Here is a 16,447-nt window from a genome sequence, read left to right on the forward strand (position 1 = left end):
GGATACACAATGAAAAAACTATCTGTAGCAGTAGCAATTTGTTGCGCACTTGCCACAAGCAACGCGAGTGCTGAAGTTCGTATTAATGGGTTTGCTTCTATTGTCGGTGGTAAGTCGCTCGATAGTGATCAAACTTTATATGGATATGATGATGATATTTCATTCAAAAATGAAAGCGTATTTGCTCTTCAGCTAACTGCTGATTTGCAAGAGAAGCTATCCGCTACAGCCCAAATAGTGGCTCGCGGCGAAAATGATTTTGATGCCGATTTTGAATGGGCATACTTAACTTATGAGATATCTGACGAATTACAGATCAGTGCTGGTAAAATGCGTGCACCGTTTTATCGTTACTCTGACTTTTTAGATGTTGGCTATACCTACCGCTGGGTGCGCCCACCTCAGTCTGTATATAACTTACCTTTTTCAACCTATGAAGGCCTAAGCTTATTATATACAACTCAGCTTGGTGATTGGGACTCTACTCTACAGGTTATTTACGGCAGCTTCGATGATAATATCGCGGTTGTATCAGTAAATGGTGATACCGAGCTTAATGATATTGCAGGGTTAAACTGGACATTAAGTTACGATTGGTTCAGTGCTCGCGCTGCTTACTTTGTTGCCGAAACGAGTATTGAGATTGAAAATGATACGGCCGAAGGTATGGCCCTTAACGGCTTAGAACAAGCCCTTCGTAACTCAGGTTTTGTTGACCAAGCTAACAGTATTGCTATTGACGAAGACGATGGTGCATTTTTAGCGCTTGGCTTTTCAATTGATTACAACAATATCTTGTTTGACGCTGAATACACACAGTTTGAAGTAGATAACAGTGCGCTCGCTAAGCAAACTCAATATTACACATCTTTAGGCTACCGCATGGATGAATGGCTTGTTCATTTAACCTATGAAAATAACGATGATGAGCATGACAGTAATCGTTATAATGCAATCCCAACTGTGCCGCAATTAAATGCTGGCCTTAACCAAGTTTTGGAAGGCTCTAAAGCAAAAAGTAATGTGTACACTATTGGTGCTCGTTATGATTTCCACCCAATGGCTGCCTTAAAAGTAGACTTTAGCCGCTTAAAAGATGACATAACAAATACTGAAACCGACGTAGTGGCCGTTGGCGTTGATTTAGTATTTTAATTGGAGCGAATCATGAAAAAATTAATTTTAGCCAGCATGCTAACATTATGTAGCTCAGCAGTTTTTGCTGAAGTTGCAGTCATCATTAACCCTGCGAATGCTAATGCAGTAAGCCAAGACGATATTAAAAAAATATACCTTGGCAAGAGCAAATCGTTTGCCGATGGCACCAAAGTTAATCCTGTTAATCAAAATGGCACTGCAGTCGCTGATGAATTTAACGACAAACTTGTTGGTAAATCGGGTAGTCAGTTAAATGCCTATTGGTCAAAGCTCGTATTTACAGGTAAAGGCACACCGCCGGGTAAACTTGATAATGACCAAGCTGTGATTGATTTTGTCGCTGCTAATGCAGATGCAATTGGCTATATCGATAGCGCCAAAGTAAGTGATAAAGTTAAAGTAGTGGGTAAGTATTAATCTGCTAAATTAAAATAAAAGCCCGCAATAAATACTTTATTGCGGGCTTTTTTATCCCTTAACGTTTTACAAAATCATAAAACGTTAAAGTAATGTGCTTTAGCAACTACTCAATTTTAAACTTAGCAGTTGCATCTAATAAGTTATCTGAAAGGTAATGTAAGTTTTTAGCCACATCTCTTACTGCTTTTAGTGAGCTCATAGTATCTTCAAATGAAACATGCATATTAGATACGTTGTCTACAACCATTGCAGCAACAGAGGTTTGCTCTTCTGTTGCAGCTGCAATTTGCGAGTTCATGCCATTAATTTCTAGTATTTGCTCTGCAATTTTTTCAATCGAAACACCGGTTTGCTCTGCTGCACTAGCATTATCGGTTGCCATATCTCTTGCAGAGGTCATCGCGCTTACAGATTCATTAGCTGCCACACTTAATGTACTTAACAATTCACGTATTTCATTAGTTGACTGCGCCGTACGAGAGGCAAGCTCACGGACTTCATCTGCAACCACGGCAAAGCCTCGGCCATGTTCACCCGCGCGTGCAGCTTCTATTGCGGCATTTAGGGCTAATAAGTTTGTTTGCTCGGCAATGGATGTAATTACATTTAATATTTGCGATACATTTTTAGTGTCATCAGCTAACTTATTAATGGTGCTGGCCGCTATATTAATTTCATCACTTAGCGTTCGCGACGCATTTACAGACATTTTTACTTGTATTCGGCTTTGATCTACTTCTTTTTCTGCGGTTTGCACGGCATTAGATGCGCTTGCAGCTGATTGTGAAATATCACCCACGCTTTGCTTCATTTCTTCCATCGACTGTTTAACAACATCTGCATCGGTGGTTTGTTTGGTGGTCGCTCTCTCCGCTCGCTCCATCCCTTGTACAAGACGGGTTGAATTTTCCATTAACGGTTCACATACCGCGATGACTTCTAAAACGGTTTCTCTAAGCAGGCTAATAAAAGCATTAAAGTTTATAGATACCTGTCCTATTTCATCCTCTGAGTTAACAGCAAGCTTGGTACTTAACGACCCTTTACCACTTGCCAAAAGGCTTAAATTATTAGCGGCATCACTGGCTGATGAACCGATATTACGCGCAATCCAAATGGCCATTAGTAATAACAGTGCTAATGAAACTACCGCAACAACCAGCATTAAGTTAAGTGCATCATCAGAACGTGCTTTTGTATTGGCCACCAGTTCGAAAAAGCGAGCATCTGCTTTTTGTTGTGCGTTTTTAAAGCTGGTTAATACGGCTTCATATAGGCTTGTTTTAAGCTGAGCTTGTTGTTGAATTTTACTGAAATCTGCCGTGCCATTAACCATACCATTGGCAATAGTTGCAGATATTTTTTCGTAATTAGCTAGTCGTGTTTTTGTATCATTATCAATATAAGAGGTATTAATTGCCTCAATCGCACCAAGATTAGTAACCAACTGCGCATAGGTTTCACTCGCCTTTGTTACTAAGTCTTGCTCACCAAAGGTTACAGCCTGGGTGTATAATTCATCTAATTTTTCTAAAATACTAACGTTAGCCAAGGTTAATTTGGCTACTTTATAAGACGATTTCTCCATTTCATTGAGTGATATGCGATTTTCGTTCATGGCAAAGTAGTTAACCAAAACGATTACTAAGAATGCGATGATCGCTATAGATGTAATTGCATGTATTTTTTTAGTAATGCTGAGGTTTTTAAAAGAGAAACCTGAAGCCATATTCATTTACTCCGTTTAATTATCTATAGTTATTATCGGCTTAAGATGCAGAAATGTTAACTTTATTTTTAACTTTAGACGCTTTTTATACATAAAGTTAAATGTACCGTAATATTCTTTTGTAAACACTAACAATTGAAATATAGAGTGTTCTACTCAATGATCAACATTAATCCTAAAAGAGTTGTTTAATATTTTAAATTTTAGGCACAAAAAAACCAGTAACATTGCTGTTACTGGTTTTTGTATTTGGTGCGGATGGGGGGACTTGAACCCCCACGCCCGAAAGCACTACCCCCTCAAGGTAGCGTGTCTACCAATTCCACCACATCCGCATTTTTTAAGCTATTGCTTAGTGTTAAGTCCGCATGTTTATTTGAGGGAAATAAACAACTTAACGATTTAAAACTAAATTAATTTGGTACGTCAGAGCTTTGCTCTTTAGTTGATGTGACTGGCACATCTTCTTCAACTGGAGACACTGTTTCAACAGCTGGAGCCGCTTCTAGGTTTTCCCATTCGTCAGTCTTTTTAATTTGACCGGCAGTTAGGTTACCTAACACAATACTAAGCACAAAAAAGATTGTAGCTAATACCGTTGTCGTTTTCGTCATGAAATTCCCAGCCCCAGAAGAACCGAAAACTGTAGACGATGCACCGGCACCAAATGATGACCCCATGTCCGCACCTTTACCTTGTTGGATCAAAACCATACCAACAAGCGCTAAAGCTACAATTAAATACACTACTAATAAAATTTCGTACATCTTATACGGTCCCTTTTGCACTATTGCAGATAGCAGTAAATGATTCTGCTTTTAAACTTGCGCCTCCAATTAGGCCGCCGTCTATATCTGTTTGCGCAAATAATAATTCGCTATTTTTTTCATTAACGCTACCACCATATAAGATGGTTAGCCCTTGTGCTAAATCGCTATCTAGTGCAGCAATTTTGTCACGGATAAATTTGTGAACACTTTGTGCCTGTTCAGGCGATGCAGTCTTACCTGTGCCTATAGCCCAAACGGGCTCATATGCTATCACAGATTCTTTTAGTGCTGCTACACCTAATTTATTAATTACTGCGTCAATCTGCGCAGCAACTACTTGTTCTGTTTGACCGCTTTCTTGCTCTGTTTCGCTTTCGCCAACACATAAAATAGGCGTTAGACCTACTTGTTGCGCGCGAGCAAATTTTGCAGCAACGGTATCATTGCTTTCTTTGTATATGCTGCGTCGTTCAGAGTGACCAACCAGTACATATTTCGCACCTAGCTGCTTAATTAGCTCTGCATCTACTTCACCAGTAAACGCACCTGGGGTATTTTCAGACACTGTTTGCGTGCCTGTTGTTACACCACTTGCAATCATTGCTGGGACTAGAGGAAACGGAGGAAATAAAACAATGTTTACTTCAGAAGATTTAACATCGTTAATAGCATCAGACAGTTGTTGAACGAGTTCTAATGAACCATTCATTTTCCAGTTGCCTGCGACCATCGCTTTGCGTGCTGCCATTTTTCCACTCCACATTAGAAAGCGGGCGAGATATTAACTCGACTCGCCCAAAGTTACAAGAGGTTATTGTTATCAATCAGTTTGTTTGCTCATAGATTCGACAACCGCTGCTATTTTCTGTGCACTATCTATTACTATTTTTTCTTGCTCAGCTTCAACCATTACTCGTACTACAGGCTCAGTGCCTGATTTACGCAGTAATACGCGCCCTTTATCTGCTAAGCTTTGCTCTACTTCAGCAACTGCAGCGAGCACTTCGGGTGCTTGGGTCGGATCAGTACCGGCAGTGTAGCGTACGTTAATCATTTTCATTGGGTACTTAGTAAAACCGGCTCCTAAGTCTTGAAGTGTACGATTTTGTGCTACCATAGCAGCAAGCACTTGTAAGCTTGAGATGATGCCATCACCCGTGCTGATTAAATCTAGATTCAACACATGGCCTGAGCTTTCACCGCCAATTTTCCAGCCTTTTTGCTGCAGCAGTTCCATCACATAACGATCACCGACTTTACTGCGAGCAAAAGCAATATTTTTTGCTTTTAACGCATTTTCAAGTCCCATATTCGACATAACCGTGCCAACAACACCACCGCCTAAATTGTCATCTTGTGCAGCTTGGCAAGCAATAATATAAACCAAATCATCACCGTCGAATACGCGGCCATTATGATCAACCATCATCACACGGTCGCCGTCGCCATCATAGGCGATACCGACATCCGCTTTGTGTTCAAGTACTTTACGCTTTAATGTATCAACATGGGTTGCGCCACATTCATGGTTAATGTTTACACCGTTTGGCTCACATGCATGGGTGATCACCTCTGCACCAAGCTCTCGCATTACAGAAGGAGCAATATGGTATGTAGCACCATTAGCACAATCTAAAACAATTTTAATTCCTTCCAGGGACAATCCTTGTGGAAACTGGCTTTTACAAAATTCAATATAACGGCCATCAGCGCTAGATAAACGTGTTGCTTTACCTAACTTGTCAGAAGCAACACAGGTCATAGGCTCGTCAAGCATCGCTTCAATTTGTAGCTCTACCTCATCATCTAACTTTAAACCTTGGCCATTGAAAAACTTAATGCCGTTATCATAATAAGGATTATGTGATGCGCTGATCACTATCCCCGCTTCAGCGCGAAACGTTTGCGCTAAATAAGCAACTGCAGGCGTTGGCATCGGCCCTAAAAGAATAACATCAATACCTGCTGCAATTAATCCAGCCTCTAGGGCAGTCTCAAGCATGTAACCTGAAATACGAGTGTCTTTACCTATAATGACTTTTTTAGTGCCATGAAGTGAGAGTACACGCCCTGCGGCCCAACCCAATTTCATCGCAAACTCTGGGTTAATAGGACCTTGACCTACTAAACCACGCACACCGTCCGTGCCAAAATATTTTCTTTCTTTCATTTAAAGTACTCCTTGTTTGCAGGCTTGATATACGCCAAGCACATCTGCGGTTTCTTTTACATCATGCACACGAATAATGTGTGCACCGTTTTGTGCGGCGATCAGTGCTCCAGCTAAACTGCCTGCCAATCTATCGTCTGTGTCTCTATTTAATAATTTACCAATCATTGACTTACGCGATAATCCCGCGAGCAAAGGAAGTCCCAATTTTGCATAATCGTTAAATTGAGCCAATATTTGATAATTATGCTTTAGTGTTTTTCCAAAACCAAAACCAGGATCTAAAATTAACTGGCTTTGTTTAATGCCAGCAGCTTCACATGCGGCTATTCGCTGGCTAAAAAAATCGTTTATCTCACCCGCTAAGTCATTATAGTGAGGAGCGTGTTGCATACTACGAGGTTGCCCTTGCATATGCATTAAACACACTGCTACCTCAGGAAACTGTGCAACCACATCAATTGCGCCGGGTTCTTGCAATGCCCGTACATCGTTGACAATATCAGCACCGGCTTCAATCGCTTGGCGCATCACCTCAGCTTTACTGGTATCGATTGAAATAACGCAGTCACTTTGCTCACGAATAGCTTTAATAATAGGAATAACACGCTTTAGCTCATCTTCAAGGCTAACATCAGGTGCGCCTGGGCGTGTTGACTCGCCACCGATATCTAAAATGGTCGCACCATCATCAAGTAATTGCATCGCATGACTCAGCGCGGCAGTTGTATTTAAGAACTGACCGCCATCAGAAAATGAATCAGGGGTAACATTCACGATCCCCATAATCACAGGCTCTGCAAAATCAAGCGTTCGGCCGCGCGCAAGGTTAATTTTATTATTCATCGCTAACCTTAATATGTGATAATTTTAGTTATTTACATCAAACTGATACAAAAAAGCCCCGAACTTCGGGGCTTTTGGATACGTTATTTTAACGATTATTCAGCTTTATCATCAAGGTTTGTTTCATCTTTTTTAGATTCATCAGCTGGTTTTTGTACTTCATCAACTGGTTTGTCTTTAGAAACATCTTCTTTTTCTGGTTTAGCTTCATGACGGTCATGCGCATCACGTGGTTCACGTACAGGCTGACGAGCCATTAAATCATCAATTTGCTTCGCATCAATGGTTTCATACTTCATTAGTGCATCTTTCATTGCATGCAGAATATCAATGTTTTCTTTCAATATTGATTCTGCACGTTGATAGTTGCGGTCTGAGAATAAACGTACTTCTGCATCAATTACTTTCGCCGTCTCATCAGACATGCTCATAGAGCGACCACCGCCGCCACCCATGTACATCTCACTTTGATCTTCAGCATAAAGTAATGGACCTAACTTTTCGCTTAAGCCCCACTGAGTCACCATCTTACGCGCAATATCAGTGGCACGTTCAATGTCGTTACTTGCACCCGTGGTTACTTTGTCTTCACCATAAATGATTGCCTCAGCAATACGACCACCGTAAAGGCTTGAAATCATTGATTCTAAAAGCTCTTTAGAGTGACTAACACGATCTTGTTCTGGTAAATACATAGTCACACCTAGCGCTCGGCCACGTGGGATAATAGATACTTTATAAACCGGGTCGTGCTCTGGCACCATACGACCTACAATTGCGTGGCCAGCTTCATGGTAAGCCGTCATTTCTTTCTCTTGCTCACTCATAACCATGGTCTTGCGCTCAGCGCCCATCATGATTTTATCTTTCGCAGCGTCGAACTCAGCCATACTAACAACACGTTTATTGCCACGCGCAGCATACAAAGCCGCTTCATTTACAAGGTTAGCGAGATCAGCACCCGAAAATCCTGGTGTACCACGTGCAATCACGGCCGCTTCAACGTTATCGCCTAATGGCACTTTACGCATATGTACTTTGAGAATTTGTTCACGACCACGAATATCAGGTAAACCGACCACTACTTGACGGTCAAAACGACCAGGACGAAGCAACGCAGGGTCTAGTACGTCAGGACGGTTTGTCGCAGCAATAACGATAATACCTTCATTACCTTCAAAGCCGTCCATTTCAACAAGCATTTGGTTTAGAGTTTGCTCACGTTCATCATGGCCGCCCCCCATACCAGCGCCACGTTTACGCCCTACCGCATCAATTTCATCGATAAAGATAATACAAGGAGCTGCTTTTTTAGCTTGTTCGAACATGTCACGTACACGTGATGCACCTACACCTACAAACATTTCAACAAAGTCAGAACCCGAAATAGTAAAGAACGGTACTTTTGCCTCACCAGCAACCGCCTTGGCAAGTAATGTTTTACCTGTACCTGGAGGACCGACCATAAGTACGCCTTTAGGAATACTACCGCCTAATTTTTGAAACTTAGAAGGGTCACGTAAAAAGTCCACCAGCTCGGTTACATCGTCTTTGGCTTCATCACAGCCAGCTACATCAGCAAAGGTCGTTTTGACTTGATCTTCACTCATTAAGCGGGCTTTACTTTTACCAAATGACATGGCGCCTTTTCCACCGCCACCTTGCATCTGACGCATGAAGAAAATCCACACACCAATAAGCAGGATCATAGGGAACCAAGAAATAAAAATGCTTGCTAAAAACGATTGTTCTTCAGGTTTAACACCTTTAACGTTCACATCGCTTTTTAACAAATCATTTAAAATGTCTTTGTCATAAATAGGCATAATGGTTTGAAAACGCTCGCCACTATTTTTTATGCCAGTAATTGTGCCACTACCACTTTCAATGGACACTTCTTGTATAGAGCCGCTACGGGCGTCTTTTACAAATTGACTGTAACTTGTTTGACGATCAACTTGATCGCCGCCATTAAAGCTCTGAAATACTGACATAAGCACTACTGCAATAACCAGCCAGAGTATTAGATTTTTCGCCATATCGCTCAAGGGGTTAACCTCTTGTATCCAATTAATTTAAATTCAACTAAACGCCAAGCAACTGTACTACAGTTTGTATCCAGTCGCTACTATATATACTTCCCGAGAACGGGGACGCGAGGCATCCGGTTTACGTATCTTCACTGCTTTAAAACTATTACGTACATCTTGCAAATATTGATCAAAGCCTTCACCTTGGAATACTTTAACAATAAACGCGCCATTTTTCTTTAAAACTTGGTTGCACATATCAAGTGCAAGCTCAACCAAGTACATGCTGCCTGCCTGATCAACCGAGTTATTGCCACTCATGTTAGGTGCCATATCAGACAATACCACATCTACATTTTTACCATCAATGCGTTTTAACAATGCATCAAGTACCGCTTCTTCACGAAAATCGCCTTGTAAAAAGTCAACGCCCGCTAAAGAGTCCATAGGTAAAATATCACACGCAACCACTTGGCCTTTGTCACCCACTTTTTCAGCTAAGTATTGTGACCAACTCCCTGGGGCTGCGCCTAAATCAACAACGGTCATCGCTGGGCGCAATAACTTATCTTTGTTTTGGATTTCGTCTAATTTGAAAACAGCTCGAGAGCGCCAGCCTTTTTTTTGCGCTTCTTGAACATATTTATCATCAAAATGTTCTTTAAGCCAACGTTGTGAACTGGCTGACTGTTTTTTATTTGTCATAAATTAACACGCAACTAATTAGTAATATTCTCTAGATGGCGTTAGAATACCCTTAATTCAAGCCATATTCAGCAAAATTTGTAATATCATGACATTATCAAACAAACAAAAGCAGTTTTTAAAAGGTCAGGCGCATAGCCTTAAGCCTGTAGTTTTACTAGGTTCTAACGGTTTAACCGAAGGCGTAGTAGTTGAAATCCAAAGCGCACTAGAAATTCACGAATTAATTAAAGTGAAGGTGCCAACAGACGATCGTGAAACCAAAAAGCTTATTTTTGATGCTATTGTTCGCGAAACAGGGGCTACTAAATTACAGACTATCGGTCATACGATTGTGCTTTATCGTCAAAGCCCTGAGAAAAAAATTCAATTACCTCGTGGCTAATAAGGCCATTTAAAGGTATAACAAAAAAACCAGCCATTGCTGGTTTTTTTATGCCTGCTTAAAAACCCATTGTCAGCGTTTTAACTTCATAACTATTATTTTCTAGTTTACTCACTAAATAATAATGCCCGTACTGACTCTCATCCATACTTTCAATAGCTTGGTTACTCAATAATGAAGCCAACTGCGGTGTGGTATTACTATGCCCTATTACTACCACAACGCCATTTTGTGCTAATAATTGTTTTTTCAATGTCATTAGATCAGCAGCATCATAGGTAATAACTTTAATATTATAATACGCGGCTAATGGCGCTGCCGTGTTTAGGGTACGGTTATAGTTACTGCTGAATAACGTTATGTTTGGATAGGTGTTAACTAACGAAACCAAGTGCTCAGCACGCGCTTGGCCTTGGGCAGTTAGAAATGGATTTTCCCCTGTTTGTTTTTCGCTATGTCGAAACAAGTAAACCTGTTCAGGCGCAGAAAAGGCGGGTTGGCAAATAAGTAATAATGCTATTAACAATGTTTTTATGTGGGCGTTCATTATTGCTTCTCTCGTTTATATGCTAATAGGCGATTTATAAACTCAGTTGTAAGCTCATTTATGAGTCCAGTTTCTGCATTTAAAATTAAGCTAAAGCCAACATTTAAGTGTGGAAACACAACCAAATCACTGCGATAACCTTGCACCCAACCACTGTGGTAATAAAGCGTTTCATCATCATAATCATACACACGCCAGCCTAGCCCATAGTAGGCTTCGTTCATGTGCTCTCGCCATACTCGTCTGTAGCGTTCTTTTTTAGTATGTGTATAAGGACGCGTTTGCGTGGCCAATGCATCTAAGGATAATACCGATGGATATTGCCCTAATTGCGCATTTAACCAAATAGCCATATCTGACGCACTGGCGTTTACCCCAGCTGCCGGAGCGACTTTATAATAATTCTTTTTCAAACGGGCACTGTACCAACGCTTTTTCCCACGCACATGAGGGTATGCGTAGTTACTATCTTGCACCATGGCATCGTAGCCTAAACTTGCATCGTTCATTTTTAGAGGGATAAAAAATGCGTCATTGAGCCACTGAGTATAAGTTTTGTTGGTGCTTTTTAAAATCACGTCATCAATTAAACTAAACATGACATTTTGATAGCCATAACAGTCACCGGGTTCGCATATGGGTTTTACACTTAATAGCTTTTCTACAATATCGCTATACCCCATTCGCGATTCGATTAAATTATCGTATGCATTCGGTACTAGCCCACTAGAATGGCTTAAAATATGAAAAACCTTTAAATCATCTTTGTAGTCGGTTTGTTTAAATTCAGGAATGTAATGACTAACAGGAAAATACAAATTAAGTTGTTCTTCATTTGCAAGTTTTGCCGCTAACGACCCTGCAAACGTTTTAGATACTGAGGCCAAACGAAACCGAGTGTGTGGATTAATTTTTTGCCCACTGCGCACTTTGGTATGCCCCATAGTATGTATATAGTCACGCGCTTGTGCGTTGACGATGGAAAGCGCTCCGCCCGGAATCTTTTTTACTTTTAGTTTTTTTTCTACGTAGCGTCCATAATTTTTAACAAAAGCTTCCCAGTCAGGATCTGTGCTTGCACTTGCCTGTAAATGCGTCCCTAAAATACATAAAGCAAAAAAATAAAAGGGTAAGGAGTTAAAATACTTCATTCTTAGCTAATTTTTCTTTTTTAGTCATAATCAGCCTCTATAATATCATGAACTTTTGCTCGGACTAACGTACAATATGTTCGATTAATGGCTTTTGAGTGGATGTAAAATATTTATGCGTTTTTTAGTTGTATCACTTTTTATTGTATTAGCTTCAGGTTGTGCCGTAGTTAAGCAGCCTGCAGAACCTTTAGCAATGCCTGCAAAACCTTTGCTTAAGAGTCAAACTTACCAACTTAAATATGAAACCGAGCATGCTTCACCGAAAGTAAAATCGGTGCAATTACCTGCACATAACATTAAAAAAAATCAGACTGTCAGAGTGATCGTAGACCGTGCAAGTGTCACCGACACATTAGTATCTCAAATTAGCCAAGCACTTAACGATAAACAACTAAAAGTTACCACAACCGATAACAGTGATTACACGTTAGCTATCCATCAAGTTGACCTGGAGTTTATAGATGATGCTAAGTACATCCTAGCGCAGCCAGAAAAACCTTATTCATTGTTTTCAAAAGTAGCACAGCAATTCCCTTCTCAACAATGCGCAAATATACTGGCACAAGTTAGTATGCGCCTTACACACAAAGCATCGGGAGATGTAGTGTGGTTTGCCAAATCATCAATAGATAGTGCAAGCTTTCACCGTGAGCCCCTAACCTATAGCTTTACTGAAGAAAAAAAGATCACTAACGAGTTAGAAGTTGTTGCGTTTATTCATAAACATAACACCGAACAGGCTCGGCTTAAGCGTGCTGAACTTAAAAATGAAGTAACGGCGCCTGCTTATAAAACGATCACTAAACTGAGTCGTTTAACTAAATTAAATGGGCCATGTACACGTACTGAGATAAGCGCATTAACTCCCATGATGCAATTTTACTTAAGCAGTATACTTATCGATAAAATTAAGGTTCAGTAGTTGCAGGACGACCGCTACATTTTTTTACAGATTTAGCCAAGAGTTTGACAATATACTACCCTTTTAAGCAAACTCTAATTTAGGTTCCAAGGATGAAGCATTTCCCACAAAGACATTTTTTCCGTTGTGCAGCCTTATTGTTTGCGCTCATTTTTAGTGGCCAGAGCACAGCAAGCAATCGTTACTATGCCGATAACACATTGGAACCCACTACAGGGTTTGCCTGGGACTGGAGTGCGGGAGCAGGTTATTACATAGAAGATTCTTATTTGGTGGGCATGAATTCTTATGATGTTGGCGCCGAGTTAGATTTAAGCCTTGCGGTTTCTTACGATAATTTTTACCTTGATTTTGATCATAATCAACTCAGCGGTGGACTTGTTTTAGGCTATAGCTTAATTAACAAATACGATTGGGGCCTTGATTTATTAGGCACTAATTCCCAAGCCGGGTTTGACGAACAAGGCTTAGGTATTTATAACGATGGCATTATTGAGCCACTGCGCGGTATCAAAAAACGTAACTATGATTTTGATACCGGCCTTCGATTAACACGTCGATTTGAAAACTCACAAATTTCCCTTGAATACTTACATGACATATCTGGTGCTCATAATGGCTGGGTGGCAAACGTATTTTTTAGTCATATTCAGCCTTGGCGTAATTGGGAGTTTCGCTCTGGTATTGGCCTAAGTGCCTACTCTGCAGATTTTACAAACTATTATTTTGGTATTGATAGCGATGAAGCAAACGCAACTCGCCCTATTTATCAAACCAATGCCAGTACCAGTATTATGTTTGAATTTCATGCTGAATATCCCATTAACCAAGATTGGGTCTTTTTAGCAGGCTGGTTAACTACTTGGTTTTCAAAAGAAATTGATGACAGCCCAATTATTTCCCAAGGATATCAACACAAAGCCAAGGTAGGCGTGCGTTATGTACTTTAGATTTTTTTACTGTTTATTGTTTAGTTATTCAGGCTCTTTGCTGGCAGCCCCAGTGCAAATACCCGCTCAATTGAGTGCAGTACCTGATACCTGTGTGGCCTTACGTGAAGGACGTCACTGTTACGCCGATGTTGTTTTGTCATGGCAGCAAGTAGAAGTGGGGAATTATTGTCTACGCGATGCTACCTCAAAGTACATTATGCAGTGCTGGCTTAAACAGCGACAAGGTTCGTTTAATTATGCCTTTGACTCAACGCAAAGTATTTCGTTTGAACTATTTGACAGTAATACATCACAAGTCATTGCCGTCACAGAAGTAAAATTACAATGGGTGTATCAAAATAGGCAAAAAAAGCGGCGTTGGCGGTTATTTTAGTCACACACTATAAACATTATGATAGCTAAACATCATTTAGGTATGCGAAGAAAGCTTATGGATAATTACGGTACTATTTTACTGGTTGAAGATGATATTTCTCTTGCACAGTGGGTCACTGAGTATTTAACAGAGCAAGGCTATGTTGTACATGTATGTCATCGAGGTGATGAGGTAATAAGCCAAGTAAAACGTTTAAACCCACAACTTATTTTACTCGACATTATGCTGCCAGGGCTTGATGGTATTAGTGTATGTCGTGAGCTACGTAGCTTTTATCATGCCCCAATTATAATGCTTACTGCCCGCGATGAAGAAATGGATGAAGTCATTGGGCTAGAAGTCGGTGCTACCGATTATATAATAAAACCAGTACGCCCTCGCGCATTGCTTGCACGCATTAAATCTGCCTTGCGCTACAGTAGCGACACGCCTAAAACCGATGATCAAGCAAATATGATCAATATCGGTCAATTAAGTATTAATACCGAGTCACGCAACGTTACCCTTAACCAACAGGATGTGAACATTTCAAGTGCAGAGTATTTATTACTGCATTACTTAGCCAGTAATGCTGGACAAGTTGTTTCCCGCGATGCGGTGTTTAAAGCAACCAAAGGCAGGGAATATGATGGCTTAGATAGAAGCGTTGATGTGCTTATTTCTGCCTTGCGTAAAAAGTTTAATGATGACCCACAAAAACCAGAAAAAATTAAAACCATTTGGGGACGTGGTTATTTGTTTGTGACTACAGCGTGGTAAGTTTTAATGCCTGAGTGCTTAAAATAATTAGCGCGATAGTAATAAAAGTCACTTCAGTACACCCAGCCTATTATGGAATAGCATCAATGAAAAAGTTTTATATTTCACTACTAGGCAGTGCGCTGCTTTCAATTATTGTTTTAGGTTGGCTTATTGATGCATTTAGCCAACAAGCGCATGCGCCTTTGGATGAGTTTAGCGTTCAAAGCCAGATTATTGTCGGGTTAAGTAAACAGCTCACGGCGCTTAAACCCGATGCTCGCCCGCAACAAGTAACAAAGCTCGCCGCTGACTTTGACCTTATACTTAACTACAAATTAAATCAGTCGCTGGCACTGCCCTTAGCGCTATTAGATAAAATGCAAACCCAAGGCGGATTAATACTCGAAGACGAGCAAGGCTTTTATATGCTCTACACAAATGATGAGTTAAGTCCTTATCATTTAACCATGCGTTTAGATAAACCCTATGAGGCCACACAACGAAACGATATTATTTTAACGCTATTATTTTACACTGGCTTATGTGTTTTTATGGGTTTTATTATTACCCCTTTAGCAAAGCGCCTTACGGTGTTAAACGAAGCAGCAAAGCAATTTGCATCTGGTAATGTTAAAGCGCGTATTACCCCCTCTCGATTTACCTATATAAAAGATGTGGAACTGACCTTTAACCGTATGGCGAGTCAAATTGAAAAGCTAGTTGCTGAAAACAAGCTAATGGCCTCCAGCTTATCGCATGATATTAGAACTCCAATTGCTTGCTTACGCTTTGGTGTCGACGCCGCTCTTGATAGTCATGACGAGAGTAAAATAAAGCATTATTTAACTCGCATGGAAACCGACTTAGACCATATGGAGTCAATGCTAAAAAGCTATTTAACGTTTGCTACTTTAGAGCAAAATGCGAATAAGCTTACTTACTCATCAGCAAACCTTAAACAATACCTAAGTGATATTGTATTGCAACTTGAGCCTAGAATAACCTCTCGCTCGCTTAATATTTCTTTAGAATGTGATGATCATACCGTTTATGCTGACTTACATTGGCTGGCAAGAGCAATCACCAACTTAATTAATAATGCCTGCGACTTTGCAAATCACAGCATTCAAGTAACCGCTTCAGTACAAGAACGTTTTCTGGTGGTGAACATCGCCGACGACGGTCCAGGCATTGCTCAAGAAAATAATCATAAAGTATTTAGCCCATTTTTTCGTGAACGCAGCCACCGTAATCGCAGTGATAATAGTTATGGCTTGGGGTTAGCAATCGTCGCCAAAGTTGCCGATTGGCATCATGGCACCGTAAAAGTGAGTAAAAGTGAACGACTCTCAGGCGCCTGTTTCACATTAACCATCGCTCAGTTTGAACATTAATCAACAATGCAAAGATGCTCAATACAGCTGATAAACGAAATATAATTAAAAAATTGTGCTATTTATAATCAAAATACGCACGTGTTATTTATACAGCTAAATAAAACGCAATAATTGTGCAACAGAGACAAATAAGCACTTTTTATT

17 protein-coding genes and 1 tRNA gene are annotated in these 16,447 nt (G+C 40.4%); 8 read left to right on the plus strand and 10 right to left on the minus strand.

What is annotated here, in order from left to right; translation table 11 throughout:
• The first annotated feature begins 9 nt into the window (after window positions 1-9).
• The gene (locus tag KK487_RS10815) at window positions 10-1,155 is read left to right on the plus strand and encodes a porin (protein WP_064662590.1); all 1,146 of its coding nucleotides are present in this window, start codon (window positions 10-12) and stop codon (window positions 1,153-1,155) included.
• Window positions 1,156-1,167: 12 nt separating this feature from the next.
• Window positions 1,168-1,575, plus strand: a complete 408-nt coding sequence (locus KK487_RS10820; RefSeq protein ID WP_013465492.1) for a type 2 periplasmic-binding domain-containing protein — start codon at window positions 1,168-1,170, stop codon at window positions 1,573-1,575.
• A gap of 106 nt (window positions 1,576-1,681) precedes the next feature.
• Here KK487_RS10820 and KK487_RS10825 read toward each other — a convergent pair whose 3' ends face one another.
• The 8 genes from KK487_RS10825 to rlmE all read right to left on the minus strand — a co-directional run bounded on the left by KK487_RS10825 (window position 1,682) and on the right by rlmE (window position 9,828).
• Window positions 1,682-3,307 (minus strand): methyl-accepting chemotaxis protein, encoded by a 1,626-nt coding sequence (locus KK487_RS10825; RefSeq protein WP_128583073.1) that lies wholly within the window; start codon window positions 3,305-3,307, stop codon window positions 1,682-1,684.
• Window positions 3,308-3,557: 250 nt separating this feature from the next.
• A tRNA-Leu gene (locus KK487_RS10830) sits at window positions 3,558-3,642 on the minus strand.
• A 78-nt stretch (window positions 3,643-3,720) separates the two neighbouring features.
• A complete protein-coding gene (gene secG / locus KK487_RS10835) occupies window positions 3,721-4,074 on the minus strand; it encodes a preprotein translocase subunit SecG (RefSeq protein WP_128583059.1) in 354 nt (117 codons plus the stop codon).
• A 1-nt stretch (window position 4,075) separates the two neighbouring features.
• Window positions 4,076-4,825, minus strand: coding sequence for a triose-phosphate isomerase (tpiA, locus tag KK487_RS10840; protein WP_013465495.1), 750 nt, complete (start codon window positions 4,823-4,825; stop codon window positions 4,076-4,078).
• 72 nt (window positions 4,826-4,897) lie between these two features.
• A complete protein-coding gene (gene glmM / locus KK487_RS10845; RefSeq protein WP_013465496.1) occupies window positions 4,898-6,247 on the minus strand; it encodes a phosphoglucosamine mutase in 1,350 nt (449 codons plus the stop codon).
• Window positions 6,248-7,093 carry a dihydropteroate synthase gene (folP, locus tag KK487_RS10850; RefSeq protein ID WP_013465497.1) on the minus strand — a complete coding sequence of 282 codons (846 nt, stop codon included), beginning with the start codon at window positions 7,091-7,093 and terminating at the stop codon, window positions 6,248-6,250.
• A 95-nt stretch (window positions 7,094-7,188) separates the two neighbouring features.
• Window positions 7,189-9,132, minus strand: a complete 1,944-nt coding sequence (gene ftsH, locus KK487_RS10855) for an ATP-dependent zinc metalloprotease FtsH (protein ID WP_033104106.1) — start codon at window positions 9,130-9,132, stop codon at window positions 7,189-7,191.
• 66 nt (window positions 9,133-9,198) lie between these two features.
• Window positions 9,199-9,828, minus strand: a complete 630-nt coding sequence (gene rlmE / locus KK487_RS10860) for a 23S rRNA (uridine(2552)-2'-O)-methyltransferase RlmE (protein WP_013465499.1) — start codon at window positions 9,826-9,828, stop codon at window positions 9,199-9,201.
• 88 nt (window positions 9,829-9,916) lie between these two features.
• Here rlmE and yhbY point away from each other — a divergent pair, with 88 nt between their 5' ends.
• Window positions 9,917-10,213: a ribosome assembly RNA-binding protein YhbY gene (gene yhbY, locus KK487_RS10865; RefSeq protein ID WP_008112687.1), complete on the plus strand. Its 297-nt coding sequence runs from the start codon at window positions 9,917-9,919 to the stop codon at window positions 10,211-10,213.
• A 58-nt stretch (window positions 10,214-10,271) separates the two neighbouring features.
• On the opposite strand, the gene KK487_RS10870 is transcribed toward yhbY, so the two are convergent.
• Window positions 10,272-10,760, minus strand: a complete 489-nt coding sequence (locus KK487_RS10870) for a SixA phosphatase family protein (RefSeq protein WP_024602064.1) — start codon at window positions 10,758-10,760, stop codon at window positions 10,272-10,274.
• Entirely contained in the window at window positions 10,760-11,911 is a 1,152-nt protein-coding gene (locus tag KK487_RS10875; RefSeq protein ID WP_128583058.1) for a serine hydrolase domain-containing protein, read from the minus strand. The genes KK487_RS10870 and KK487_RS10875 overlap by 1 nt, the downstream gene beginning before the upstream one ends.
• 115 nt (window positions 11,912-12,026) lie before the next feature.
• Here KK487_RS10875 and KK487_RS10880 point away from each other — a divergent pair, with 115 nt between their 5' ends.
• The 5 genes from KK487_RS10880 to KK487_RS10900 all read left to right on the plus strand — a co-directional run bounded on the left by KK487_RS10880 (window position 12,027) and on the right by KK487_RS10900 (window position 16,300).
• On the plus strand, window positions 12,027-12,836 hold the full coding sequence (locus tag KK487_RS10880) for a hypothetical protein (RefSeq protein WP_024602062.1): 810 nt from the start codon (window positions 12,027-12,029) through the stop codon (window positions 12,834-12,836).
• A gap of 92 nt (window positions 12,837-12,928) precedes the next feature.
• Window positions 12,929-13,786, plus strand: a complete 858-nt coding sequence (locus KK487_RS10885; RefSeq protein WP_024602061.1) for a MipA/OmpV family protein — start codon at window positions 12,929-12,931, stop codon at window positions 13,784-13,786.
• Window positions 13,776-14,162, plus strand: coding sequence for a DUF3019 domain-containing protein (locus KK487_RS10890; RefSeq protein WP_016899250.1), 387 nt, complete (start codon window positions 13,776-13,778; stop codon window positions 14,160-14,162). Before KK487_RS10885 ends, KK487_RS10890 begins: the two co-directional genes overlap by 11 nt.
• Window positions 14,163-14,219: 57 nt before the next feature.
• A complete protein-coding gene (locus tag KK487_RS10895; RefSeq protein ID WP_028834012.1) occupies window positions 14,220-14,924 on the plus strand; it encodes a response regulator in 705 nt (234 codons plus the stop codon).
• Between the two features lie 86 nt (window positions 14,925-15,010).
• Entirely contained in the window at window positions 15,011-16,300 is a 1,290-nt protein-coding gene (locus KK487_RS10900; protein WP_033104097.1) for a HAMP domain-containing sensor histidine kinase, read from the plus strand.
• Window positions 16,301-16,447 lie beyond the last annotated feature (147 nt).

The organism is Pseudoalteromonas sp. SiA1 (assembly GCF_018732205.1).
Classification (GTDB): domain Bacteria; phylum Pseudomonadota; class Gammaproteobacteria; order Enterobacterales; family Alteromonadaceae; genus Pseudoalteromonas; species Pseudoalteromonas tetraodonis.

Excerpts from the sequence above, each read along its gene's own strand:
- KK487_RS10815 (WP_064662590.1), top strand. The coding sequence starts at position 10 with ATGAAAAAACTATCTGTAGCAGTAGCAATTTGTTGCGCACTTGCCACA.
- KK487_RS10820 (WP_013465492.1), top strand. The coding sequence starts at position 1,168 with ATGAAAAAATTAATTTTAGCCAGCATGCTAACATTATGTAGCTCAGCA.
- KK487_RS10825 (WP_128583073.1), bottom strand. The coding sequence starts at position 3,307 with ATGGCTTCAGGTTTCTCTTTTAAAAACCTCAGCATTACTAAAAAAATA.
- secG (WP_128583059.1), bottom strand. The coding sequence starts at position 4,074 with ATGTACGAAATTTTATTAGTAGTGTATTTAATTGTAGCTTTAGCGCTT.
- tpiA (WP_013465495.1), bottom strand. The coding sequence starts at position 4,825 with ATGGCAGCACGCAAAGCGATGGTCGCAGGCAACTGGAAAATGAATGGT.
- glmM (WP_013465496.1), bottom strand. The coding sequence starts at position 6,247 with ATGAAAGAAAGAAAATATTTTGGCACGGACGGTGTGCGTGGTTTAGTA.
- folP (WP_013465497.1), bottom strand. The coding sequence starts at position 7,093 with ATGAATAATAAAATTAACCTTGCGCGCGGCCGAACGCTTGATTTTGCA.
- ftsH (WP_033104106.1), bottom strand. The coding sequence starts at position 9,132 with ATGGCGAAAAATCTAATACTCTGGCTGGTTATTGCAGTAGTGCTTATG.
- rlmE (WP_013465499.1), bottom strand. The coding sequence starts at position 9,828 with ATGACAAATAAAAAACAGTCAGCCAGTTCACAACGTTGGCTTAAAGAA.
- yhbY (WP_008112687.1), top strand. The coding sequence starts at position 9,917 with ATGACATTATCAAACAAACAAAAGCAGTTTTTAAAAGGTCAGGCGCAT.
- KK487_RS10870 (WP_024602064.1), bottom strand. The coding sequence starts at position 10,760 with ATGAACGCCCACATAAAAACATTGTTAATAGCATTATTACTTATTTGC.
- KK487_RS10875 (WP_128583058.1), bottom strand. The coding sequence starts at position 11,911 with ATGAAGTATTTTAACTCCTTACCCTTTTATTTTTTTGCTTTATGTATT.
- KK487_RS10880 (WP_024602062.1), top strand. The coding sequence starts at position 12,027 with ATGCGTTTTTTAGTTGTATCACTTTTTATTGTATTAGCTTCAGGTTGT.
- KK487_RS10885 (WP_024602061.1), top strand. The coding sequence starts at position 12,929 with ATGAAGCATTTCCCACAAAGACATTTTTTCCGTTGTGCAGCCTTATTG.
- KK487_RS10890 (WP_016899250.1), top strand. The coding sequence starts at position 13,776 with ATGTACTTTAGATTTTTTTACTGTTTATTGTTTAGTTATTCAGGCTCT.
- KK487_RS10895 (WP_028834012.1), top strand. The coding sequence starts at position 14,220 with ATGGATAATTACGGTACTATTTTACTGGTTGAAGATGATATTTCTCTT.
- KK487_RS10900 (WP_033104097.1), top strand. The coding sequence starts at position 15,011 with ATGAAAAAGTTTTATATTTCACTACTAGGCAGTGCGCTGCTTTCAATT.